13 protein-coding genes and 1 tRNA gene are annotated in these 26,283 nt (G+C 38.6%); 8 read left to right on the plus strand and 6 right to left on the minus strand.

The window, feature by feature from the left end:
• Nucleotides 1-3: 3 nt before the first annotated feature.
• The 6 genes from pheT (at nucleotide 4) to PVV66_RS00325 (ending at nucleotide 8,338) form a co-directional block, all read left to right on the plus strand.
• Entirely contained in the window at nucleotides 4-2,418 is a 2,415-nt protein-coding gene (pheT, locus tag PVV66_RS00300; protein ID WP_273717487.1) for a phenylalanine--tRNA ligase subunit beta, read from the plus strand.
• Between the two features lie 1,574 nt (nucleotides 2,419-3,992).
• Entirely contained in the window at nucleotides 3,993-4,901 is a 909-nt protein-coding gene (locus PVV66_RS00305) for a metal ABC transporter substrate-binding protein (RefSeq protein ID WP_273717486.1), read from the plus strand.
• The gene (locus PVV66_RS00310) at nucleotides 4,898-5,728 is read left to right on the plus strand and encodes a manganese/iron ABC transporter ATP-binding protein (RefSeq protein ID WP_273717485.1); all 831 of its coding nucleotides are present in this window, start codon (nucleotides 4,898-4,900) and stop codon (nucleotides 5,726-5,728) included. The genes PVV66_RS00305 and PVV66_RS00310 overlap by 4 nt, the downstream gene beginning before the upstream one ends.
• The gene (locus tag PVV66_RS00315; RefSeq protein WP_273717484.1) at nucleotides 5,725-6,591 is read left to right on the plus strand and encodes a metal ABC transporter permease; all 867 of its coding nucleotides are present in this window, start codon (nucleotides 5,725-5,727) and stop codon (nucleotides 6,589-6,591) included. The genes PVV66_RS00310 and PVV66_RS00315 overlap by 4 nt, the downstream gene beginning before the upstream one ends.
• A complete protein-coding gene (locus PVV66_RS00320) occupies nucleotides 6,588-7,493 on the plus strand; it encodes a metal ABC transporter permease (RefSeq protein WP_273717483.1) in 906 nt (301 codons plus the stop codon). The genes PVV66_RS00315 and PVV66_RS00320 overlap by 4 nt, the downstream gene beginning before the upstream one ends.
• A gap of 458 nt (nucleotides 7,494-7,951) precedes the next feature.
• Nucleotides 7,952-8,338: a YbaN family protein gene (locus PVV66_RS00325; RefSeq protein ID WP_273717482.1), complete on the plus strand. Its 387-nt coding sequence runs from the start codon at nucleotides 7,952-7,954 to the stop codon at nucleotides 8,336-8,338.
• A 1,333-nt stretch (nucleotides 8,339-9,671) separates the two neighbouring features.
• On the opposite strand, the gene pncB is transcribed toward PVV66_RS00325, so the two are convergent.
• From pncB to aroA, 5 genes are all read right to left on the minus strand, one after another.
• Nucleotides 9,672-10,976, minus strand: a complete 1,305-nt coding sequence (pncB, locus tag PVV66_RS00330) for a nicotinate phosphoribosyltransferase (RefSeq protein WP_273717481.1) — start codon at nucleotides 10,974-10,976, stop codon at nucleotides 9,672-9,674.
• Between the two features lie 129 nt (nucleotides 10,977-11,105).
• Nucleotides 11,106-19,676: a GH36-type glycosyl hydrolase domain-containing protein gene (locus tag PVV66_RS00335; RefSeq protein ID WP_273717480.1), complete on the minus strand. Its 8,571-nt coding sequence runs from the start codon at nucleotides 19,674-19,676 to the stop codon at nucleotides 11,106-11,108.
• Nucleotides 19,677-19,909: 233 nt separating this feature from the next.
• A complete protein-coding gene (gene rpsA / locus PVV66_RS00340; protein WP_273717479.1) occupies nucleotides 19,910-21,610 on the minus strand; it encodes a 30S ribosomal protein S1 in 1,701 nt (566 codons plus the stop codon).
• Between the two features lie 133 nt (nucleotides 21,611-21,743).
• On the minus strand, nucleotides 21,744-22,391 hold the full coding sequence (gene cmk / locus PVV66_RS00345; RefSeq protein ID WP_273717478.1) for a (d)CMP kinase: 648 nt from the start codon (nucleotides 22,389-22,391) through the stop codon (nucleotides 21,744-21,746).
• A complete protein-coding gene (aroA, locus tag PVV66_RS00350; RefSeq protein WP_273717477.1) occupies nucleotides 22,388-23,716 on the minus strand; it encodes a 3-phosphoshikimate 1-carboxyvinyltransferase in 1,329 nt (442 codons plus the stop codon). Before aroA ends, cmk begins: the two co-directional genes overlap by 4 nt.
• A 186-nt stretch (nucleotides 23,717-23,902) precedes the next feature.
• On the opposite strand from aroA, the gene PVV66_RS00355 reads away from it, so the two are divergent.
• Nucleotides 23,903-24,283, plus strand: a complete 381-nt coding sequence (locus tag PVV66_RS00355; RefSeq protein WP_100129789.1) for a TIGR02300 family protein — start codon at nucleotides 23,903-23,905, stop codon at nucleotides 24,281-24,283.
• 107 nt (nucleotides 24,284-24,390) lie between these two features.
• A tRNA-Ala gene (locus PVV66_RS00360) sits at nucleotides 24,391-24,466 on the plus strand.
• Between the two features lie 1,204 nt (nucleotides 24,467-25,670).
• On the opposite strand, the gene PVV66_RS00365 is transcribed toward PVV66_RS00360, so the two are convergent.
• Nucleotides 25,671-26,258: a hypothetical protein gene (locus PVV66_RS00365; RefSeq protein WP_273717476.1), complete on the minus strand. Its 588-nt coding sequence runs from the start codon at nucleotides 26,256-26,258 to the stop codon at nucleotides 25,671-25,673.
• Nucleotides 26,259-26,283: the final 25 nt, after the last annotated feature.

Below are 26,283 nucleotides of genomic sequence, written 5' to 3' on the forward strand. Positions count from 1 at the left end.
AAAATGAAATTTACTTTGTCGTGGTTAAAAGATCACTTAGAGACAGATGCATCTTTGGATGAAATTTGTGAAAAACTAACAGCTATCGGTCTTGAGGTTGATCACGTTGATGATCGCTCTTCTTTAAAAGAATTTGTTATTGCGAAAGTTTTAACGGCAGTAAAACATCCTGATGCAGATAAACTCCAAATTCTTTCAGTCGATACGGGAACTGGTACACCTGTTCAAGTTGTCTGTGGCGCACCAAATGCACGTGCTGGACTTGTTGGTGTCCTTGCACGACCAGGCACTTATGTTCCAGGACTTGATGTAACATTATCTGTAGGAAAAATCCGCGGCGTTGAGAGTTTTGGGATGATGTGTTCACAAGCAGAGCTTGAATTATCAAATGAGCATGATGGGATTATCGAACTTCCAGAAGATGCACCTATTGGGGGAGCATTTGCAGCTTATGCTAGTCTCGATGATCCGATCATTGATATTGGTTTGACCCCCAATCGCTCTGATTGCACAGGTGTTCGTGGTATTGCCCGTGATCTTGCTGCTGCTGGAATCGGACAATTAAAAGAATTGTCTTTACCAAAATTTGAAGTTTCCTTTGATACACCTCTCGACGTTTCATTCGATTTTTCGCAAAATTCATCGTTATGTTTAGGCTTTGCTTGGCGTGAAGTGCGTAATGTTCAAAATGGCCCATCACCACAGTGGATGCAACAGCGTTTAAGTGCAATTGGTTTAAGACCGATTAATGCGCTGGTTGATATGACTAATTACATCAGTTTTGACCTTGGTCGTCCGCTTCATGTTTTTGATGCTGATAAGATTAAAGGGAATTTGTATGTACGTTGTGCTCGTGAAGGAGAGAAACTTCAAGCACTTAATGGAAAAATCTATCATTTGAGCGTTCAGGATTGTGTCATTGCAGATGAAGAAGGTGTTGTTTCGATTGCCGGTATCATGGGTGGAGAAAGAACGAGTTGTGATGAAACAACACGGCGCGTTATTATTGAATCGGCGCTTTGGAATGCGCAAAGCATCGCACAAACAGGGCGAGCATTAGCTCTTATCAGTGATGCACGTTATCGGTTTGAACGGGGTGTTGACCCGGCTTTTATGGAAACAGGGCTTGAGATTGCAACAGAATTGGTCTTACGTCTTTGTGGCGGTGAAGTATCCAAGGCAAAAATTGTTGGCTATCAGCAACAAGAAACCAAACAGATCGCTTTTCCTTTTTCTGAAATTAAACGTTTGACACATTTGGAAATAGAACCTGCAAAAGTCATCTCTATTTTAACAAAACTTGGATTTTGCGTTGAGGGAAAAGGAGATATTGTTACAGTAAAAGTACCATCATGGCGTCCTGATATTATGGGTAAAGCAGATTTGGTGGAAGAAGTTATGAGAATTTATGGGTTAGATAAAATTAAGCCTATTCCTTTGGAAAACTTCGCAGAAGAAAAAGATCAAGTTTTAACATGCGCGCAAATTCGTTCACGCGCTACCCGTTTGGCTCTAGCACATCGCGGTATGAAAGAAGCGGTAACGTGGTCTTTTATCTCTGAAAATCAAGCTCTTGCTTTTGGGGGAGGTCAAGCAGAGCTTAAATTGGTCAACCCTATTGCCGCTGATATGTCAGTGATGCGGCCTTCTCTTTTACCTGGTTTGCTTATGGCAGCACAGAGAAATGCTGATCGTGGTTTTTCTGATCTTGCTTTATTTGAAATTTCCAGCATTTATGAGGGCGATACCCCTGATAAACAACGACGTGTTGTAAGTGGGATTCGTCGTGGCACAGAGCAATTTGAAGGTACTGGGCGTTTTTGGAATGGAAATGCAACCGCCGTTGATGTTTTTGATGCCAAAGCAGATGCTTTAGCCGTTTTAGAAGCATGCGATATAGATGTTGGGAAAGTACAGATTGAAGTTGACGCCCCTGATTGGTATCATCCAGGCCGTTCAGGAGTCATAAAACTTGGTTCAAAAATTATTCTTGGTTTTTTTGGTATTCTTCATCCAGCGACCTTAGAAAAATTAGATATCAGCGGTCCTTTATGCGGCTTTGAAATTTTTCTCGATCAAATTCCAGAACCAAAGAAAAAAACAACGAAAAGCCGTCCTCCCTTGAAATTATCGCCATTTCAAATGGTGCGGCGTGATTTTGCATTTATCGTTGATAAAACGATTGCTTCTTCTCTTATTGTTCGTGCTGCTCAAGGAGCTGATAAAAAACTGATTCATTCCGTGCAAGTTTTTGATCTTTTTGAAGATCAAAGCCTTGGTGAAGATAAAAAATCCGTTGCCATTGAAATTGTTATTCAACCGATTGAACGCACTCTGACAGACAAGGACCTAGAAGAAATTGCTACAAAAGTAATAGAAAATGTCACTAAAATGACAGGCGCTTATCTTCGTCGTTGAGTATTTTTCAATTACTTTTATAAAGACAGGAGCACTTTTGAGTGCTCCTTTATTTTTTAAGGGTTTAAGATCTATAGAATTCTTTTTAAAGAGAACTTTATCACAATACATTGATTTATAATGATAATTTTCAAATAAAGTCCGTAATATTATAAGACTCATCATTTCAAATCCCCTTTGAATGAATCAAAATCTTTTATCCTCAATACCTTAAAGTGGAGTGGTTGTTTAGAAACAATAAAAAAGGAGTAAAAAATGCTCCTTATACATGCTCTCAAATGCCAAAACCTATCGCAATATTTAAGAATTGATCATGCGACATTGGGATTGAAAAAATAAAAATGGTACCGCATTTTGTAAAGTCAATGATTGGGCTCAATGGATCTCATCCCCTTTGAGGTATGTGCCTTAGAGCTATTGCCATGAGATGAATATAAGATGTTTTGTTAAAACAAGTGCATGAATGACATGATAAGCCTCTTGTTTTGAGCGTTCTGTTGTTTGTGAAGGCTGTAATCTCATTGGAAAATGAGAATAGAAACATGGGGGCAATATGCATTCCATGAATTAAAAGACATTGCTTGAAATGCTTTTGAAAAGCACACAAATTACATAATCGCTGTAAATAACTTGATGAACCTGATCTATTAGAACCACCAGTAACATACTAAGACCCTTTGCATTTTCAAAATTCATTTCACGTAAAGCCAAATTAAAAAGGGAAAATAACCAGGAGATGATTTCTACTTTGCATCTTTATATTTTTCTAAAGAAGTTGCATCTGCATTTCAAAAGACAAATTCAAAAAACTGTAATATTTTTTGCTCCATTTTAGCAGATAAAAGCGAGAATTGCTTATAAAGCTTTTAAACGTAATATTTTTTCAAATGTGTGCTTGTTTTAAGAAACATATTTTAGTGCTTCTAAGTTTGTTTCACGACAGCATCCGTGAATGGTATGATTAAAGTTTTATTCTGCATGATCTTCTTTATGCTTCGTAAAGGGCAAATTGGCTTCATCATACTCTCTTTTCTAGTGTCCATATAGGCAACAAGCCCTTATATTTGCGAAAGGCCATAAAGAAGGATTTTTACTCCTTTTTATCGTTTTTGTTCACAGACTCATTCTGCTTGGAATGAACAAGTAAAAGGTAGTCTTTGATTCGTAATAAAAGGGGTTAAAATGAAAAAAAACTATTATATTCAGATCATTAACTTAATAAAATGATACATTACCCTTATAAATTAATATGTTATCATTGGGATTAGATGTTGATTAATCAGCAATAAAAAAAGACACAGTCTTTATGAGATAAAAAGTGCCATAAAACATAAGTTTACCAGCAACAAATGAGAAAGGTATCTCAGCTTTTTATAAAATGCTTTGCAAAACAACAAAACAATTCTTCTTTAAAATCATCCATTTTTTCAAGATGAATTTTCAAAGCAAGAAAGAATTGTTTTTAAAGGGCTTGAAAAGTTAATTTTTGTAAAAATCCTTCATTGCAAATGCAAAAAATAACTGTTATTGCTAAATGATAATGCAAATCATTCGCAATAAAAAAGAGAAAATTAATGAATATAAAAAAGATTTTTACTCTAATTCTGGGAAGTTTTATTTTTTTTACTCCCAATTTAGCAGTATGTGCTGGTAAATTTAAAGCTGTTACAACATTCACCATTATTGCTGATATGGCGCGAAATGTAGCCGGTGATGCCGCTGATGTTGAATCAATCACGAAGCCAGGTGCTGAAATTCATGAATATCAACCCACCCCACGTGATCTCATGCGTGCGCAAGGCGCAAACCTTATCTTGTGGAATGGATTAGAATTAGAACTTTGGTTTGAAAAGTTTTTTCAAAATATCAAGGATGTTCCAAGTGTCGTTGTTTCAGAAGGTGTTGTACCAATTACCATTGGTGAAGGGCCCTTTAGTGGTAAACCCAATCCCCATGCATGGATGTCACCGACTTCTGCTCTGATTTACGTTGATAATATTCGTGATGCTTTTGTAAAGTACGATCCTGAGCATGCTACTATTTATAAAGAAAATGCCGAAATTTATAAACAGAAGATTCGCGCAACGATTGATCCAATCAGAGCGGAATTGCAAGCGGTACCTCAAGATAAGCGTTGGCTTGTAACGAGTGAAGGTGCATTTAGTTATTTGGCACGTGATTTTGATTTGAAAGAGCTTTATTTATGGCCAATCAATGCTGACCAGCAAGGAACACCACAACAGGTTAAGCATGTTATTGATATGGTTCGCAAATACAATATCCATGCAGTTTTTTCTGAAAGCACAATTTCTCCAGCACCTGCAAAACAAGTGGCAAGAGAAACAGGAGCTAAATACGGTGGTGTTCTCTATGTTGATTCTCTGAGTGAGAAAAATGGTGAGGTCCCCACTTATATTGACTTATTACGTGTCACGAGTGGTCGTATTAGCAAAACCTTATTAGAGGGAGTAAAAAACCAATGACGGAATGTGGAATATTTGCCCAAGGGGTAACGGTAACTTATCGTAATGGACATACAGCTTTACGCGAAGTAAATTTTGAAAGTCCAAAGGGGTCTATTACAGCATTGGTTGGCGTTAATGGATCCGGTAAATCAACATTATTTAAAGCGATTATGGGGTTTGTACGCCCCTCAAAAGGAAAAATTCGCATGTTTGATTTGCCAGTTGATATAGCTTTGAAAAAAAACCTTATTGCTTATGTTCCTCAAAGTGAAGATGTAGATTGGAATTTTCCTGTTCTGGTTGAAGATGTTGTCTTGATGGGGCGGTACGGTCATATGAATTTCTTTCGCTATGCCAGCGCACGAGATTATGAAGCCGTTCGTGTCGCCTTGGAACGCGTTGATATGTTGCCTTTTGCCAAGCGCCAAATCGGAGAACTTTCTGGTGGACAGAAAAAGCGCGTTTTTCTAGCACGTGCTCTGGCACAGAAAGCAAAAGCTATTTTATTAGATGAGCCGTTTACAGGGGTTGATGTTACAACAGAAGATAAAATCATTGCTTTGTTACAAGATCTTCGTAAAGAAGGAGCAGTAATCTTGGTCTCTACCCACAATTTAGGCTCTGTTCCGGAATTTTGTGATCATACAGTTTTAATAAAAGGAACCGTTTTAGCTTCTGGGTTAACGGAAAAAATCTTTACAAAGGAAAATCTGGAGAAAACTTTTGGAGGTTCTTTGCACCACCATATTTTTGATCTTCAAAGCACGAAAAAAAATAGTGTTTTCATGGGAGGAAAACAGTCTGCAGTTTGTGAAAGTATTGAAAGAATGGAGCACGTTGCATGATTTCTTGGTTGCTTGAGCCTCTGAGCTATCAATATATGGTGAATGCAATGTGGGTTTCTGGGTTAGTTGGGTGTGTTTGTGCCTTTCTTTCGGCTTTTTTGATGTTAAAAGGTTGGTCATTGATTGGTGATGCGCTATCCCATTCTATTGTTCCTGGTGTCGCAGGGGCTTACCTTTTAGGGTTGCCTTTTTCACTTGGCGCTTTTTTTTCTGGTGGTCTTGCTGCGGCAGCAATGTTGTTTTTTAATCAGCGGACAAAACTGAAAGAAGATACCATTATTGGTCTCATTTTTTCTTCCTTTTTTGCCTTTGGATTATTTCTCAAATCATTAAAACCAATGGCTGTTAATATTGATACGATTGTTTTAGGAAATATTTTAGCCGTTAGTTCATCAGATATTATACAATTGGCTTGTATTGGTTTTTTCTCTTTACTTATATTACTTTTGAAATGGAAAGACCTCCTTGTCTCTTTATTTGATGAAACACACGCACGTGCCATTGGATTGAACGTAAAGTTTTTAAAGATTCTCTTTTTCACACTGCTTGCTGCTTGTACTGTTGCTGCTATGCAAACGGTTGGCGCATTTTTGGTCATTTGTTTGGTTGTGACGCCTGGAGCAACAGCTTATCTTTTAAGTGATCGTTTTGTGAATATCTTGGTTATTGCAGTTATAATTGGCACATTCACAAGCGTATTAGGTGTTTATGTGAGTTATTTTTTGAATGCACAAACGGGGGGCGTTGTCGTGCTTTTTCAAGCATCCTTATTTATGTTAGCTTTTATTTTTGCTCCTAAACACGGGTATATTGCTGCGCGTTTACGTATAAATGCAGCAAAAAAAGGTGTGATGTTATCATGATTGATCAATTACTACTTCCTTTCCAGTTTTCTTTTATGCTGAAAGGCATGCTTATTGTTATGATCCTTTCTATTCCAATGGCAATGCTTTCTTGTTTTCTTATTTTGAAAGGATGGGCACTGTTAGGTGATGCCATTTCCCATGCAGTATTTCCAGGTGTTGTTGTTGGTTATATGACAACACCGTGGGTGATAGCATTTTTAGCTTCTTTGCCATTTGCTTGGTTCCAACATATGCGCCCAGAGAATATTACAATGACTTTGATTACTTGCGGTGCTTTTGTTGCGGGTATGGTTTGTGCACTTACAACAGGTTTTTTGGGAAGCAATAGTCGTATCAAACAGGATACAGTGATGGGTGTTGTTTTTTCATCGATGTTTGGTTTAGGGCTTGTTTTGGCGACATCTATCTATAGTAGCCTAGATTTAAATCATATTCTATTTGGTAACCTGTTAGGCGTTAATTGGCTTGATATTACGCAGACAGCGATCATTTCTGCCATTGTTACTTTTACTTTAGGGGCAAAATGGCGCGACTTTATGCTGTATATTTTTGATTCAGTACAAGGTCGTGCAATGGGATTGCGAATATCACTGCTCCACTATACGCTTCTCACGATGATTTCTCTTACAATTGTTGCAGCTTTGAAAGCGGTTGGAATTGTGCTTGTTATTTCTTTACTGATAGCACCAGGAGCAATTGCCTATCTTGTCACAAAACGGTTTTCTTTTATGTTAATGATCGCGATACTTGTTGCAGCTTTTTCTGGTTTTTTAGGGATTTATCTCAGCTTATTTATCGGCTCTGATTCTGCTTCCACAATCGTGTTGATCTTGACATTGATTTTTATTACTATTTTCATGATGATTTTCTTTCGTCCAAACACAATTCAAGAAACTTGATGGTGATAAAATTTATGCATATCAGCCATGCATTTTTATATATTGTTTCTCATGCCTATTTTAATTAGATGTTGAATCGCTAGGTTATTTTTCCTCCTAATGTCTAGCAAGTGAATGCAGTACGTATTCTCCCCCCCCCCCAACGCTGCATTCTTAATTAAGAGGCTGCATTGATTTATTCTGCAGCCTTTTTATTTTTTTACTTTTCTAAAGTCTCCTCTTATTTCTTGAAATCATTTAAAATGATTATCGTATTGCAAAGCTATTTAGTATCTTGAAGGAACTTATGAAAGTCAAAGACACTTACACATAGAAATGTTGGAGAGGAGAAATAGTGGAGAGGAGAAATAGTGGAGAGGAGAAATAGTGGAGAGGGATTGTCCACTCAAACATATGAACAGTGACACAGATACAATTTTTTGTGTAAAGTTTTACGTGGAGGAAAATAATAAGAGAGAATGAAGAAATATTTCAAGATATCACACCCTTTGCGCCTCTGCTATTATATAGCAGGGTGGGCAATGGTTATATTAGGTATTATCGGTGTGGTATTACCTATTATGCCAACTTTGCCTTTTTTATTGGTTGCCTCATGGTGTTTTACGCGTTCTTCTCCATGTTTTCATCAGTGGTTGAATAATCATCGTATTTTTGGTCCCCCTCTTAAACGATGGGAAGAAAGAAGAGCGATCTCTCCATTTGTTAAAATTTTTGCAGTGATGAGTATGACAGGGGGAGGATTATCCTTTTTCGTGATGGTACACCCACCTTTATGGATTTCTTTACTTGTTGCCGTTATATTATTGTCGATTGCTATTTATATTGTGACACGTCCATCTTCATAATGACAGAAAAGACTTCATGAGATGCTCTTTTTAGTTTTGTCTTATTTGTTAGAACGATAAGAGGTACTTTTCCTTCAAATTTTAGAAATAACCTCTTCGTACTCAAAATGCGTATGAAATAAAAGCTTTTTAAAAGCAATTGATTAATGATATGTTTGTGAAATAATTTTTATGAGCAAAGAAAATTATGCTCTCCCTTAAAACTCATAAAAAGTTGCTTTGTAAACAATGATAAATTACATTCATCAAGAGGCTTTATTTTTGTAAAGTATGCTCGTACGAGTTTCTATATACATCTCTATTGAAAACGCATTGATATTATATCTTTTTTCTAACAAGATATTTCGTTTGTTTTCATATCTCTTGATGAGGACATCATACAAAGTTTATTAAACCCCATCATTTTATACTTATACGGTTAAGAAGCCTGCCTATTATAGGCAATCTTTAGTATTCTCCCAACTTATGGCTCAAGGATAAGTCATAAGAAACAACAGAGTTTTGTTCAAATGGCTTTATACATCCACGTATTCTTGTGATGATATGCACGTAAATAAATTTTCTGACTTTGCATAAAGCCTATTCGAAATAAAAATATTATCGCATTCTCTGTTTTTTATGAGATCATGTCTTTCACGTAATCACGTAAAATAAAAAAATCTCCAATGCCTATCGTGTTATTTACACGCTTATTTTAACAAAATATTTCTCAATGCTTTATACCCATTTCATGAGGGCCCCATATAGAGTGTAGCGGTAAATATCCTATAAAATGAAATTCATTGGGGCGCCACCATCCTTTGCAAAACGATTGCCACTATGCCATTTGTCACCTCCAATGTTGTCTTACTAATTCTGAATATTGCAATAGCCTTTTAGAGCATTCATAAGAGCTATTTTATAATTTTTATCCACACGAACCATTCCACTTGTAGCATGCAAGGAGATGATTGTACTTAATTCAAAAACAGGTTTGAAATGAGAAAAACTTACAATGTTCACGAACTCTCACTCAACATGCAAAGTGATAGTATCTTGCTATACCGTAAAATACCTTTATCTATAACAATGATATAAAGCATTTAAGCCTCTTTAGCTAAACTTCCTTGGCTCGTTAAGTTATTAAAGTGCATCGTGCATATTTTTAAGTTTTGCTTATCGAGCCTTATATCAGCAAACCGCATGTGTGGAAAGCCAAGTGGAATCCGCTCAACAAGAATCCGAACTATTTACAGACCTGCAATGGTTAAGAATCCTCGTCCTTAGGATAGGAAAAAGGTTAACCCTTATAAACAATATGATGAATCAATATATCGGTTTAAAGAGCCGAAAATTACATCTTTATAGGTCTAGCAATGCGCTTTTTATTGCCAAAAAAATTGAGATAACGTTGTACTTCTTTTGAATCACCGATCGTCTTCTCAGGATTATCTGAAAGTTTTACTGCTGGTCGACCATTGGCATGGGTCACCTTACAAACAAGAGAAAGAGCATCAAGGGTTGCAATTTCTTGAGGGGCACAGCCCGTAAAGTCATTGGTAAGATCAGTGCCCCATCCAAAACTCATGCGCACTTTCCCATGGAAATGATGATAGGTTTTTTCAATTGTATCGACATCAAGTGCATCAGAAAAAATTAAGAGTTTTTCGCGCGGATCTTTACCTTTTTCTTTCCACCATTGAATAATACGTTCTCCACCTTCAATAGGGGGTGCACTATCCGGTCTAAAACCCGTCCAATCTGCTACCCAATCTGGGGCATCGCATAAAAACGCTTCTGTACCAAAGGTATCAGGTAAAACAATGAGAAGATTTCCACCATAATAACGATTCCAATCTTGCAAAACTTGGTACGGAGCTCTGCGTAATTCATCATCGTTATTGCTAAGAGCAGCAATAACCATAGGCAATTCATGTGCATTGGTTCCAAGAGCTTCTAAATCTGTATCCATGGCGAGAAGGACATTAGAAGTTCCCGTAAAAGAATGACCAATACCTTCTTTTAAAGCTTCAACACACCAACGCTGCCATAAAAAAGAATGGCGGCGCCTTGTCCCAAAGTCGGATATTTTAATATCAGGCAATTTTTTAAGGCGTTCAACTTTACTCCACATTTTTGCTTTAGCACGTGCGTAAAGTACATCAAGAGCAAAGCGATCCAGTTTTTTCATAGCTGCACGTGAACGTAATTCACTGATGATAGCAAGAGCTGGAATTTCCCACATAGAGCTATGAGCCCACGGACCATGAAAATGAAGAATATATTGGCCATCTTTACGGGTTAGTTCATATTCCGGGAGTTGAAAATTCTCAAGCCACTGAAGAAAATCCGGTTCAAAAATTTGTTTGCGTCCATAAAATGTATTACCAGCAAGCCAGATCATTTCTTTTTTTGTAAAGCGCAAACTAAGAGCGTGATCAAGTTGAGCACGCAATTCACCTTCATCAATATCATCGGCAAGACGTATTGTTTTAGAGCGATTTATGAGGGAAAAAGTAACATTGACAGTGGGATAAAGCCCCCAAATCATCTGTACCATAAGAAGCTTATAAAAATCTGTATCAAGAAGTGAACGAATAATGGGATCAAGTTTCCAAGTATGATCGTAAACACGTTTAGCAATATCCGGATGATTCATAATCTTTTTCTTTCAGTCTCATAAAATCTAAAATTATTATGCACCAACACGGTCAATATAGGCAGTGCAAGGACTATAACAACTCTACAGTTTTGGGCAAGAATAAAAACTTGCTCTCTTTTTTCGTCTTTAAGATTTAACAATACGTATAATTTCATGCTGACTTGTTTTTTGTAATTTTATCCCTTTATGCACTTCAGTATATTTTTTGCCATCAACGTGAAGCATATTTTCAGATCCCCATTTGACTTTAATGGTATAAACGGCATCATAAAATTTCATTTTTGCTTCATATTTTGGCCAAATAGAGGGTAAATGTGGCTGTAAAAACAACAGATCTCCCTGACGCTGTATTCCAAGAATAGCTTGTGTTGCAGCACGATAAAACCACCCGGCTGAGCCTGTATACCATGTCCAACCGCCTTGACCACACCGTGGTTCAACGGCGTAGATATCTGCGGCCAACACATAAGGCTCAACACGATAAGTTTCAGGATCTTGTCCATGAGTAATTGGATTAATCATAGAAAATAAAGCGTAAGCTTTATCGTTTTGCCCCATTTCAGTTAATGCCAAAATACTCCAAATAGCACCATGCGTGTATTGACCACCATTTTCTCGAATGCCAGGGGGATAACCTTTTATATAACCGGGCTCGAGTGTACTTTTATCAAAAGGCGGCCAAAACAAGCGAATGAGTCCACCTTTTTTATCACACAAATGTTCCAGCATTGATTCCATTGCTTGCTTTTGACGCTCAAGCGGTGCCATTTGAGAAATAACAGCCCAAGATTGGACAATGGTATCAATTTGACACTCATCATTGCTTTTAGAGCCAAGAGGCGTTCCATCATCAAAATAACCACGTCGATACCAAGCACCATCCCAACCGTTTTCTTCTAGGGATTTTGTTAAGTATTCAAAGTATGTACTCCATGTGTCAACACGGGTGTTATCTCTACGTTTTTGAGCTAAAGGAATAAATGCTCTTAGTGTGCTCCCAAGAAACCATCCTAACCAAGTGCTTTCGCCTTTTCCTTGCGCACCTACCAAATTCATACCATCATTCCAATCGCCACCTAAAATAAGAGGGAGCCCATGGGGTCCACAGCGTTTAATGGCAAGATCTAAAGCTAAAGCACAATGTTCATAAACTGTTGCAACCTTTGAGGATTGGGCGGGTTTAAAATAAGCATCCTGTTGCCCACTTTTTAGAACATCGCCTTCAATGAAAGGAATAAACGTATCAAGAAAGGTATCATCGCCAGTAGTATTGACATAAAGAGCTGTTGCATAGGCAAGCCAAACGATATCATCAGAAATGTATGTGCGAACACCAGCATTTGTATCAGGCAGCCACCAATGTTGTACATCTCCTTCAAGAAATTGGTGCGCTGCAGCATTTAACAATTGTTCATGGGCCAATTGTGGTTTCAGTAACAACAAAGACAAACTATCTTGTAACTGATCACGGAAGCCAAATGCACCACTTGCTTGATAAAAGGCAGCGCGCGCCATAATGCGGCATGCATAGACTTGATAAGGAAGCCAATGATTGACCATAATATCAAAAGAGGGATCGGGTGTTTTTACTTGGAGTGGAGAAACAAAATCACTCCAATAGTGTTTTTGTTGTGCGAGTAAAGTTTCAAAATCACTTGCACGTACTTGATTGAGTAATTTTTCAGCTTCTTTTCTATTTTCAGCGCTACCAAGATAGAAAATGATTTCTTTTGTTTGTCCGGGAAGAAGATCAATATCATAGGCAAATGCTGAACAAGGATCACATCCTGCTTCAATGATATTCGAAAGTGCGCTGGCTTTACGGATCGCATTTGGATGTGTTACGCTTCCCGTTGTACCGATAAATTCGCTGCGATTGGTTGTGGTGCTGGTTGGCATTTTAGATGCTGATAAAAATGTGACTTGTTGAGATTTTTCAATGTGATAGGGGTTTTGAATAAAATGTGCGCCCCATTTAGCCTCATAAGAAGGAACAATAAAGGGGGCATATTTTGTACGGACATTTCCCAAAACCCATTCAACATAATTATAAAGGCGTAAACTGCGTGGTTTTTCCCCTTCATTCGTGAGGATAAGACGTGAAAAGCGAACAGGTTTTTCTGCGTCGAGTGTATGAGTCAGTTCTAATGCGATTTCTGAATGTGTCGATTTAAAAGTTGAGAATCCAAAACCATGACAAGCCTCATAAACAACATTTTCATCACATTCTACAGCAGAAATAGGTGAGAAACGTTTTAAAGACTGGCGATCAACCAGATAAAGTGCTTCGCCTGGCCGGTTAGAGGTTGGATCATTCGCCCAAGGAGTTAATTGATAATCGCGGCTATTGTGAGCCCAAGTAAAAATTGCACCTTCAGCAGAAACATGAAAACCAAATCCATGATTAGCAATGACGTTAATCCAAGGATGCGGTGTAGTGGTGCGTCCATGAAGACGTATTACATAATGATTATGCTGATTAAAACCACCATAACCATTCCAATATGTTAGATCTTCTCCATTAGTGGGGGGAGATGATGGTTTTTGTTGACTCGCAAGACCAATAGAAGCAAAAAGATTTTGTTCAGTTTGTGTTGTAACTTGCCTTCCTTCGTTATATTTGGGGGAGTCTAATTGATCATGAGGTCCCTGATAATTTTTACGAATTGAGAGATCAAAATCATTCTCATCAAGCCGTTTAAGCTGTTCAAATAAAGAGCCATTTTGGGCATCAAGAATAATGCGTGCTGATGCAAGAAGCGTTTTAAAACTTTGTTCATTTATTTGATCACGCCGAAGTGTAAAAATATGTTGGCGTTCATCTGTTTCTTGCGTGTAATGTCGATAAGATTCGCATACCCATTCAAGAGCGCGTTGTGTATCTTGTATATAGGAAAATGCTTGTTCATTGAGAATAACCAAATCAACGATGAGTCCGCGCATACGCCAATATTCATGTGCTTTAAGGAGCTCTCGCAGTACAGTTATATTTCCCTCGTTATTTAATCTAAGAAGACAGATTGGATTGTCTCCTGAAATGGACATGGGCCAAAGATCAGACTGTTTTCCAAGCGTCTTTGCTAATATTTCAGAAGGAAGACGCCATGTTCGGTCAAGATAGATAAGCGGCGTTGCATATTTTTGATAGACAATAGCTTCTTTAAGCTCAGTTCCACTCTGATACAGCGCAACTTGTGAGCGTGTCCATGCCATTGAAAGTTCTTTTTGAAACATACCGGGTTGTCGATAATGTTTCATATGATTATACAACACTTCTTTTGTATGAGCAGCAAAAGTCCAAAAAATAAGTTCTGCTTTTCCATAGGCTGGAATTTTTATACGGCATCGCAATGACACAATAGGATCGAGAACACAACCTTGACTGTTACTCAAACGAGCATTTCGGTCAAATGCAGCAGGCCGATGAATGGATCGCCCCCGACCAATAAACAACGAGCGATCCGTTTCAGCTTCTGTTTCTTGGAGAGTATCTGTTGTACTGGAGACAAAATGAGCAATATAAATTTCGGGGTTGTTAGGTGAGCGTTTGCGCCTTTTGGCAAAAATTGTTTTGCTTTCCTCAGCAATTTCCGTCTCTATAAACATCCGTGAAAAAACAGGATGAGCTTGGTCCATATCCATTGTTGCGAGCGCTAGTTCACCATACGAGGTAACTTCAATAAGACAGTCTTTGTTTGTTGTATTCATCAGTTGAATACGTCTACCTTCGCCACATCCTTCAGATGTAATAAGACATTCAAGTGTTGATCTGATACCATCAACCATTTTCGTATATTCAGCCTTTTCATCCGTAAAAATGCTGACGGCTTCTTCTTCAAGAACGCGTGTTGGTTCACTGGTCACAGACCACCACCGTCCACTATAGGTATCGCGTAGGAAGAATAAAATCCCTTGTTGATCTTCTGTGGCATCAGGAATAAAGCGCGTAATCGCATAATCATGCCAGCGGCTATAACCAGAACCATTCGCTGTTAACATGATGGAATAAAAGCCATTAGACAAAAGCAAAGTTTCCCGTGGTTTAAGCAGCGGGTTTGTAATAATGCGCAAAGGGGCGGCATCCAATGCTTGAGATTTATTGCGCATACGCTTAATAGCTTTGGTGTGAATAATAGGAATAAGATGGGGAGCGCGCTCTTGTAAAAGCAATTGCGTTGCTTCAATAATGGGATCATGATGAAAACGATCACGCATTCTCCCTTGAAAAATAACATTGTTAAGAGCAAGGATAGACATACCATGATGGTGCGCATAATAATTGCGTACAATAGCGTATTTTTCCCCTATTTTTACGCGTGAAGGGGTAAAATCAACAGAGTCATAATAACCGTATGTTCCTAAAGCTCCAAGATCACGGAGTCGTTTTAAATTGGCAACAGCGCAAGCAGGAGCATATTGTGCCGCGAGAAAGCTGGCATAAGGAGCAATCACCGCATTGCGTGAAAGACCACGTTGGAGTCCGAGGCTTGGAACACCAAAATGAGCGTATTGGTAATTCATTAAATGATCACGAGCGTTAAATGCAGCCTCTGAAATACCCCATGGCAATTCCCGTGTATGGGCATATTTTATTTGACAACGAATAATCAATCGATTTGTTTGATCCAAGAGAGATCCTAAAGGCTCATGCATCACAAGAGATGGCATAAGATATTCGAACATGGAACCAGACCATGATAGGAGTGCACCTTTCCAACCTATGGGAATGAGAAGTCGGCCAAGATGAAACCAATGTTTAAGTTTTATATCTCCTTTTGCGATGGCAAAAAAGCTTGCAAGACGTGCCTCTGAAGCGAGTAGATCATAACAATTTTCATCGAGTTTGTTTTCTTGAACACGATAACCTATGGATAAAAGATGCCGTTTAGGCTGTTCTAAAAAGTCAAATTGCATATCAAAGGCGATTTGCCGTGCCGCTATAGCCAACCTGTTTAGTTTTTTGCATAATTTTTCAGTATCACAATGAGCCGTTGCATCATGATGATGAGCGTCGCAGGTTTCGATAAGGCATTTAACCCAAGAAAGCGCACGAGCAGATTCTGTCGTTTGAATTTTTTGGTCGAGTTCATCGATTAAGTGTACAATATCATGGGCTGTACGTGAAAGATCCTTGATGTGAGAAGGGATCGTATTTTCTTGTTCTACAAAAGTACGGACAGAGTGATGAAAATGAGCAATCTTTTCTTCGATTCTTTGGCGTAAGAGATGTAAACTGGGTTGATGATCTGGAATTTCTTTAACCGTTTCTTCGAGAATAGTAAGAACATCTGATAAGCCTTCTCGATCACTTTGAAAAAGAAGATGCGGTTTTTCAGCCCATCCCCTTAAGGCAGAAGAGAGTGTTACCAAATGACCGGCAAGATTTCCTGAATCAACAGTTGATACATAAGTGGGTAAAAGAGGTCTGAGTGTATCGGTTTCATACCAATTATAGAGATGACCACGGAACTTTTCCATTTTTGCAAGAGAGCGTAATGTACATTCAATACGGGTGATGGTCTCTTCAAAACCAATCCAGCCAAAATCACGTGCAGCAATAACAGAAAGAAGATAAACCCCAATATTCGTAGGGGATGTACGTTGAGCAACAAGAGGTTCAGGATCTTCTTGAAAATTATCGGGAGGCAAATAGTTGTTTTGTGCATTGACAAAGGTTGCATAATAAAACCATGTACGCCGTGCAATAGAGCGGAGGATTTTTTCATCTTTTGAAGAAAGTGCAAGGCTATCTTGAAATGTTGAAGGTCGACTCACAGCCCAAGCAATAAAGGGTGAAAAAAACCATGCTATCCCAAAAGGCAAAGCAATAAAGCTTGCAAAACTATCAAAAAAAAGAGGGAATGTTAGAGCAAGAGCACCAATAAGCGATGCTGGTGCCATTGAAAGAACATAGAAAAGTAAACTATTAGGTGTTGATTTTGTCTCGGCAGAGGTTTTCCATTCAAGAAGGTGCTGTTTTGAAATCGTCATACGATAGAGTGTACGAATAATCGCATCGGTCATAAAATACGCTGAATGAGCAAGAAAAGTCGTTTTAAGAAATATATCAGCGCTTGTAAGAGCAGTTTTGTTCCCGATTAATTGAAATTGTCCGCGCAAAGAATGATCTATATTGGATGGAATAAGCGTTTTTAATACACATAAAATGGGTGCAATGAAGGCGCTAAGCAACAAAAATATCTGCCAGATAATTGCACTCTTTAATGGCAAAAGAGCCCATCCTGCAAATGCTGCGATTAACCACATCAGTGGAGTGAGAGAACGACGTAAATTATCCTGCATTTTCCAGCGTGTCACGGAGCTTATTTGACGATGGGAAAAAAGATAAGGCAAAAGTTGCCAATCACCACGAATCCAGCGATGGTAACGCATAACATCAATATTATAAGCTGTTGGATAATCCTCAATGACTGCTATGCTACTTACCAGAGCAGTACGGGCATAACCTCCTTCTAAGAGATCATGACTGAGAACAGTATTTTCTTTAACTGTGCCGTCAAGTGCTTGTTCAAATGCATCAATATTATAAAGACCTTTACCGATAAAGGTACCTTCTCCTAAAAGATCTTGATAAGTATCAGAAACAGCAAAAACATAAGGATCAATACCACGGTTGGTAGAGAAAACCCGTTGGAGAATTGATGTTTTTTTTTCTGTTGTCAGAGAAGGAATAATGCGCGGCTGCAAAATGCTGTAGCCTTTTATAACCTTTCTGCTTTGTGGATCAAAAATGGGATGATTGAGTGGATGGTTAAGCTTTCCAACAAGTTTTGTGACGCTCTCAGGGGTAAGACGTGTATCGGCATCCAGCGTCATAACAAAACGGCAATCCATAGGAAGATGTGGATTGGTGGGGTAAAAGCTGGTGTTTTTATCGCCTCTTAAAAGCCGATTGAGTTCATGAAGTTTTCCCCGCTTTCGCTCCCAGCCCATCCAACATTTTTCGCTGCTATTATAAAGGCGTCGGCGATGTAAAAGGAAAAAAACAGGAAGTTCATCACGATGATAACGACCATTGAGTTTATCAATGCTTCTTTGCGCATAGTGCAATAAATCAAGATCATCTTGTGTTTCTCTTAACGGAGCATCCACCCAATCTGTAATCAGTGCAAAATGAATGGCACCTTTAGGATTGGAAAGATAGTGCACTTCAAGATTATACACTTGCGCATCAATATCATCGCGTGATGTTATCAAAGTAGGCACAACAACCATTGTACGTGCATGTTCGGGAATACCTTCTTTATATTCATAACCAATGAGCTGTCTTGATGGAACAAACCACGAAACAACCGTATTAAATAAAGCACAAGCCGCATCCATAGCAGGAAAAAGCGCCAATACAGTAAAGCAAAGAGACAACCATGGTGTCATGCCGGATATCTGTAAAAGGATGTAAACTGCAAGCAAAAGAGCAAGTGTCAAAAAAGAAACAGGAATGGCAATGGCTCTCAGTTTTAAGCAATAAAAAGCGCGTGCCCATTTTATGAGAGGAGGCGGCATATATCCACAAGCCTTTTCAAAGGCGCCACGACCATCATCGACAAGATACCACCCAACAGAAGAATGATGAGGTCTATCTTCAAAAGTGGTATTGGCCATTTCTACAGCTTTATGGGAAATTTCCAACTCACTAAGAGGCGAAAAACGTGCAATTTTTTCAATGACTTGTCGATAAATACTGCGTGAATGAGAATCAATTTCAGAAAAATCACTATTTTTACGCAAAATAGCATCAACACAACTCACTGTTTCAAACCATACGGTCCAATCAACATCATCTATAGCTTTAAGAGCACGGATAATATTGCCCATGGTCACACCATCTGCGGCTTGTCGAGTGTGTTCATCGGCTGTTGCGCTTTCTAAGCTACTGCCTTGACTTTTCAATTGCTTTTCAAGCCAAGTTAATGCAACGGTTGAATCGACAGATGCACTGCGCAGGCGATAGAATAAATGCGCTGAAAAAGTTGGGTCAGCAGTGAATGATTTGTATTGCGTAAAAAGAGAGTTTAGACTTGTTTTATTTTCTACAAGAGAAATTTTATCAGCTACTTGACTAGCAAGATGCCGCATCTGCCGCGCTTTTTCGATACGCACTGAAAGACGACGAACATTTTCAATGAGGAGCATTTGCATAACAGAAGGAAGAGCCCACAATTCACCAATTGTGAGCGCACAAACTTCTTGAAACCCATTAACCATAGCCGTGAGTGTTTCTTGTGAGAAGCTGCTATCGGTATGCGCAATATAAAGCCAAGTTAAAGCAAAAATGCGTGGTATTCCTGCTTTTTGTGTAGAAAGAGGAAGTTGCTTTATGAAGGACTTTGGGAAATTACGGCGTAGTTGTTGTATGGTTTTATCAATGGTGTAATGATTATCAATGAGCCATTGAGCAGACGGCGCGATCGTTTCATCATTTTGAGCAGCAAAATCACTGGTATGAAAGGCGTGAAGGATCAGTTTAGCATTTTCATTCAATCTCTTGCGAAAATCTTCTACTCCTTCATATTCAGGAAGTAAAATTTCTTTGCCAGAAGCTATATCATGCCCTAGGTTATAAAGATCTTCCTGTACTTTATAAATTGCACGAAGAGGAAAATCCGTATTAATAAAGTGGTCTTTTCCCTTCTTGTGAGAAAAAAAGTACTTTATGAAAGGTATTGTGCACGCCATAATGTCCCATTGTTATTCAATTACATCATTCTTTTTATTTACATTGTAAGCATTTTATCTGAATAGTGAACCGTTGATAGACAAAAAACAAACTTTTTGTTTTTATTTGCAAGCAGTTATAATAATTTTGAATGCAATAATTAAAAATTAAGGAGATAATTTCTTCAGAAAATAAAAAGGTCACTCCTAAAATGAGTGACCTTAATAACACCGTCAATTTTAATGATTGATGATTAATCTTGTTCTTGTTTTTTCAAAGCTGCACCAAGAATATCGCCAAGAGAAGCACCTGAATCTGTAGAACCATATTGGGCAACAGCTTCTTTTTCCTCTGCAATTTCTAACGCTTTGATCGACACTGAAATTTTACGTGTTTTTTTATCAAATGCTGTGATGCGAGCATCAACTTTTTGCCCAATTGCAAAACGCTCAGGACGTTGTTCATCACGATCACGCGCTAAGTCAGCACGCCGAATGGTTGTTTCAAGGTTGTGGTCAATTAATTTCACATCAATGCCATTGTCGTTAACAGCAATCACTTCACAGGTGACAACAGCACCTTTTCGCAATTCACCAGAAGCGGCTGCCTCTCCAACTTTATCGCTGGAAAGCTGCTTAATTCCAAGAGAAATACGCTCTTTTTCAATGTCAACATCCAAAACCACAGCTTTAACGATATCACCTTTGTTATAAGTATCAATGACTTGTTCACCAGGACGGTTCCAATCGAGATCAGATAGATGAACCATACCGTCAACATCGCCTTCAAGTCCAATAAACAGACCAAATTCTGTTTTATTTTTAACCTCTCCCTCAATTTGTGAATTGACAGGAAATTTATTGGCAAAAGCTTCCCATGGATTTTCAAATGTTTGCTTTAAGCCAAGAGAAATACGCCGTTTAGAAGGATCAATTTCAAGAACAACCACTTCTACTTCTTGTGATGTAGACAGAATTTTTCCAGGGTGAACATTTTTCTTTGTCCAGCTCATTTCAGAAACATGGATCAATCCTTCAATCCCTGGTTCAATTTCAACAAAACCACCGTAGTCAGTAATGTTGGTAACAGCACCCGTAATTTTTTTACCAATCGGATAGCGGACACTGATGCTTTCCCAAGGATCACTTTCAAGCTGTTTCATTCCAAGAGAAATACGGTGCGTATCTTGATTAATGCGAATAATCTGAACTTTAATCGTTTGGCCAATTGTGAGCACTTCAGAGGGGTGGTTAACACGCCGCCATGCCATATCTGTAACGTGTAAGAGACCATCAATTCCACCAAGATCAACAAAAGCACCATAATCTGTGATATTTTTCACCACACCTTCAACGATTTGATTTTCTTCAAGATTTTGTACAATTTCTGAACGTTGCTCAGCGCGACTTTCTTCTAAGACAGTACGACGTGAGACAACAATATTGCCCCGTCGACGATCCATCTTCAAAATTTCAAAGGATTGTGAATTATGCATGAGAGGTGAAACATCACGAATGGGACGAATATCAACTTGGCTGCGCGGCAAGAAAGCAACAGCGCCATCAAGATCGACTGTAAAACCACCTTTTACTTGACTAAAGATAACTCCCTCAACGCGCGTACCAGCATTGAATTTTTCCTCTAAACGGATCCAACTTTCTTCGCGCCGTGCTTTTTCACGCGATAAAACAGCTTCGCCCATCGCATTTTCAATGCGTTCAATGTAAACCTCAACTTCATCGCCAACTTGCAAAGAACCGTCTTTTGCTTTAGCTCCAAATTCTTTGAGAGGAATACGTCCTTCGACTTTAAGTCCAGCATCAATAATGGCCATGTCTTTTTCGATTGCAATAACACGACCTTTAACAACAGATCCTTCATTAAGATCATTGGTTTGAAAAGATTCTGTTAAAAGAGCTTCAAAATCCGCTGTTGTGGGATTGTATTGTGACATAAGAACTCCTAATATATACCTTATCTTATAAGGTATGAGCGCTAGGTTAGTGTTAACATGGGTGACCCCTTAGCCCTTTTTCTTATAATACAGGAAAAAAGTTAGCGCGAGGCTTGAAGTCACCTTAACGAATTCATTCAATTATATGCATTTTTATGATTGGATCAATAAAACTACATGCAATTGCAAATGTTGCTTCTATACTCAATTCTGACGTATCAAGCAAGTGGGCGTTTTTTGCTGGTTTTAAGGGGCTTTGTTTGCGCATTATATCGCGGGTGTCTCGCTGTTCAAGATTGCTAAGTATTTCATGATAATTTGCTTGCTCCCCCTTTTTTAAAATCTCTTGGTAACGACGTTTGGCACGTATTTGAACATTGGCTAGAATATAAAACCTGATATCAGCATCAGGGCAAACGACGGTGCCAATATCTCGCCCATCGAGCACGCTTCCAGGTAAAGTTTTGGCAAAACTACGTTGTTTTTCGACAAGAATTTTGCGTATAGCAGGATTAAGCGCTATTTTTGAAGCCGCTTCACCAAGTTCATGAGAAGAGAGAAGAGCAGAATTTAAGGTATTAAAATCAAGTTCTTTAGCATAAGTGATAGCATTTTTTTCATCATTAAGCGCTAAATTGTGTTGTAAAAGCGCATGAGCAACACCACGATAAGTAAGCCCTGTATCCAGATGATGAAGATGATAATGCGCAGCAATTTTGCGTGCTAAGGTCCCTTTGCCTGAGGCTGCAGGTCCATCAATGGCAATAACAAAAGGCTTCAAGCGATTTTTCCCCCAAGTTGTCTTATAAAAGGTATAAATTCCGGAAAACTCGTAGCAATCATTCGCTTATCATCAATGGTAACAGGTTTTTCTGATACAAGTCCAAAGGTGAGAAAGCACATAGCAATGCGATGATCAAGATGTGTGGTAACATGTCCACCACCCAAATCTTTGGAAGAACCTTTCCCATAAACAACAAGAAAATCTTGACCTTCTTCACAGTCTACACAATTAATTTTTAATCCTTGGGCAACAGCAGACAGTCGATCTGATTCTTTAACACGCAATTCCTCAATTCCTAGCATAACTGTTTTGCCTTCTGCAAAGGCCGCTGCGACCGCCAAAGCAGGATATTCATCAATCATCGATGGAGCACGCTCTTTAGGCACAGTAACACCTTTAAGGATCGATGATTTTATCCGTAGATCGGCGACATCCTCTCCACCTGTTTGGCGTTGATTCAAAAATTCAATGTGAGCGCCCATTTCCCACAATGTTTCGATAAGCCCTATTCGAGAATTGTTTATTAGAACATTTTCAATGGTGATATCAGAATCTTCTACAAGAAGGGCTGCGATAATTGGAAAAGCAGCAGAAGAAGGATCACCCGGAATATGAATCGTTTGTCCAGTCAGATGGGGTTGACCATTAAGATGAATCAAACGCGCACCTTCCTTATCTCTTTCTATTTCAAGTTTAGCACCGAATGCTTTTAACATTTTTTCCGTATGATCGCGTGTGAGAACCGGTTCAATAACCGTTGTAATGCCGGCGGTATTGAGTCCAGCAAGGAGAACCGCTGATTTAACTTGAGAGGAAGCTATTGGAACACGGTAGCGAATCGGATTAGCCATTTTGGGACCATAAAGCGTTAAAGGAAGGTGATCGCCGTGTGTTGCCTCAATTTCCACCCCCATAAGACGTAAGGGATCGAGGATACGCCCCATAGGACGTTTAGAGAGAGAAGCATCGCCAATAAAAGCTGTTTTCATATGATAGGGGCCAACCATTCCCATAACTAAACGAGCACCTGTTCCAGCGTTTCCAAAGTCTAAAGGTTTTTGTGCAGCTAAAAGGCAACCATTCCCTGTTCCTCGTATGCTCCAGAAGTCATCCTTCTTAATCATACAGGCACCCATAGCTTGCATAGCAGCGGCTGTATTGAGTACATCAGCGCTTTCAAGTAATCCGTGGATATATGTTTCACCATTTGCTAACCCTCCTAATATAAGAGAGCGATGGGAAATTGATTTATCTCCTGGTATTCGAATTTTTCCAGAGAGACTACTCGATTTATAGGCGGTTATAGGGATTGATTTTTGCATGGAAATTCTATTTAATTCTATCTAACCTTTATGAAATTATGCATCCTTTAGCACATGCTTTAAAGGGCGTCATGAAAAAATCTACGTGGAACAGTGTATTTATCTTTGACAAAGGCGTTATTTTTCGATTAAGCACCATAAAATTTATCTTTTAATGGAATGTAGTTAATCAAAGAGGCACGGTTTATGGCAAAACAAGAACTTGGAACGAAACGTGTTGATCCAGAAACAGGAAAAAAGTTTTACGATCTAAATCGCGATCCTATTGTGTCACCCTATACAGGAATTTCTTATCCGCGTTCTTATTTTGAGGTTGCGGCAGCTGAAGCAAACAATGAAGAAGAAGTGGATACTGAAGAGCTTGATACAGCCCTTGAAAAGTCTGCTTTTATGCTTCTTGAAGAGGATGATGACGGTTCTAAAGATGACGATCTTCCTGATTTGGAAGATAGTGATGTCGATCTTGGTGACGACGATGATACATTTTTATCTCACGATGATGACGATGAAGATGATGATGTCACCGATATTCTCGGAGGCGGCGTTTCTAATGATGACGATGCTTAAAAGAAGGCATCTTTTCCGTTGAATGCAAATTCTTCTTGATCTTCAATTTTTCTCGTTTTAAAAAAGTTGGAATTATACTGTCCTTTTAGGGAAAATTTGTTTTTATAGGGGCTATAGCTCAGCTGGGAGAGCGCTTGCATGGCATGCAAGAGGTCAGCGGTTCGATCCCGCTTAGCTCCACCAAAAGGACCAGCTCTTCTATCAAGAAATCAATTTACAGCAGAGAATATGTGATCAATTTGAAAAAGTTATGTGCTCTGTAACTATAAATTCATTAGTGAACGCTCTTTTAAGTTAAGCACTGTAATATATTTCTAATTGTTTGTTGGATTGTGAAATTTTACTGTCATAGTAATGAAAAGTACGTGAAGTCTTTTATACTTTGCATAGAAATAAAAAATGAGCTGTTTAGCTTACGCATTGTTTTAAAGGACAAAATTTAAATCCCCCTCCACCGCAAAATTTCCACAAAATCATAACGTGCTGATTGTCGCTATCTTTTTAAAAGATAGGAAGACCCTAAACATAGATTTGAGAATAAAATACTAAGATATACTTCCCCATTATTGCGAATCAGAACTTTTTTGAGTGTTTTTAGTCTGATCAGATGTCCTACCAATTAAAATCGTTTCCTTGGAACATCATGAGCAAGGTTGAGGTGTAAGCAAAGCGGCACCTATCACACACCTTGCAGTCCCCCATGTTACTTCACGCTACAGGAAAGTCCTGCCTTGAAATATTTATTATATGTAAAGCTGTATATACCCCCTAAACGATAGGGCCGTACAACAAAATAACTTTTTTAATTAAGATAGACAGGCGAGATGAATGGACATGCTTCATTAAATACGCTTAGTCTTTTCGAAGGCTGTAGCCCCCCTTATACAAAGCAATATTTTATGAAGCGATACTCTTTCGTTTAATGCATTTCTCGTTTTTTTATATTGAATGTTTTACCCTTTTTATGATGCTCGAATTGCATTTATTTTAATTGCTATTTTATATGCTTAACAAATAAATATTCATGTCATAATCAGCTAATAATGCGCATAATGAAAATAAAAAATGATATTATATTTTAAAATTTTCCTTCAATTATCTCTGGTATTTCGCCCAAAGTTAAATGCTAGCGTTCAGTGGGAGATAGTGTCCATTGTAAATTTTTTGAAGAAATGTAAACTCTTTGAACAAAGGGGAACAAAAATATCGAGAGTATTTCCAAATATATTGTGTATTGCGAAAACTTTCTGTCGCTTGAGTTAAAAAAATAACAATTTATTTCATTCGACAATCAGAAAAACCAAACTATCTTATCACGTCATAAGAAACTTTGTTCTCGAATAATTTTATCCCATAAATTCCCTAATTGAAATTTTCAGAATTCTCCCTAACGCCATCCACATCTCTTTAATTGTTGTTCATAGAGCCCAGACATCCTCGCCATGCGCTGTGCTGCTTGTGAAAGCGCAGCAGTAACATGCCCGCCACTACGCGCATAAGCACCATGTCCCATATGATAATTTAAATAAAGGTTATAGGCATCATCAAACCTCACTCCATTGCGTTGAACAGTTTGGCGATGATACCAAGCAACAAAATCAGCAGCATCTGCAAAATTCGTACGCCATGCAAAAGACTTTCCTGTAGAGCGAAGATACATTTCCCATGTACTGTCAAGCGCTTGAGCATAACCATAAGCTGTCGACCGACGCTTCCATGGAATAAAACCAAGTAGTTTTTTGCGTGGAGGACGTGCATTGTGACGAAAACTTGATTCCATATTAATGGTTGCAAGAATAATCGGCATAGGAATTCCATAGCGCATTTCTGCTCTTTGAGACGCCCTACCCCAATTATCAAAAAAACCATTTTTTTGTGCCAAAATAGCACAAGCATTGTTTGTGTGGATGGGAGTAGTTGTTGCACAGCCCCCTAGCAGAAACACCAGTGCCCCTAAAAACAAAAGGTGTCGCATATTCCCTATTCCTCTCGTTTAAGAA

The sequence above is a fragment of the Bartonella sp. AU16XJBT genome (assembly GCF_028618665.1).
In the GTDB taxonomy this organism is placed as follows: domain Bacteria; phylum Pseudomonadota; class Alphaproteobacteria; order Rhizobiales; family Rhizobiaceae; genus Bartonella.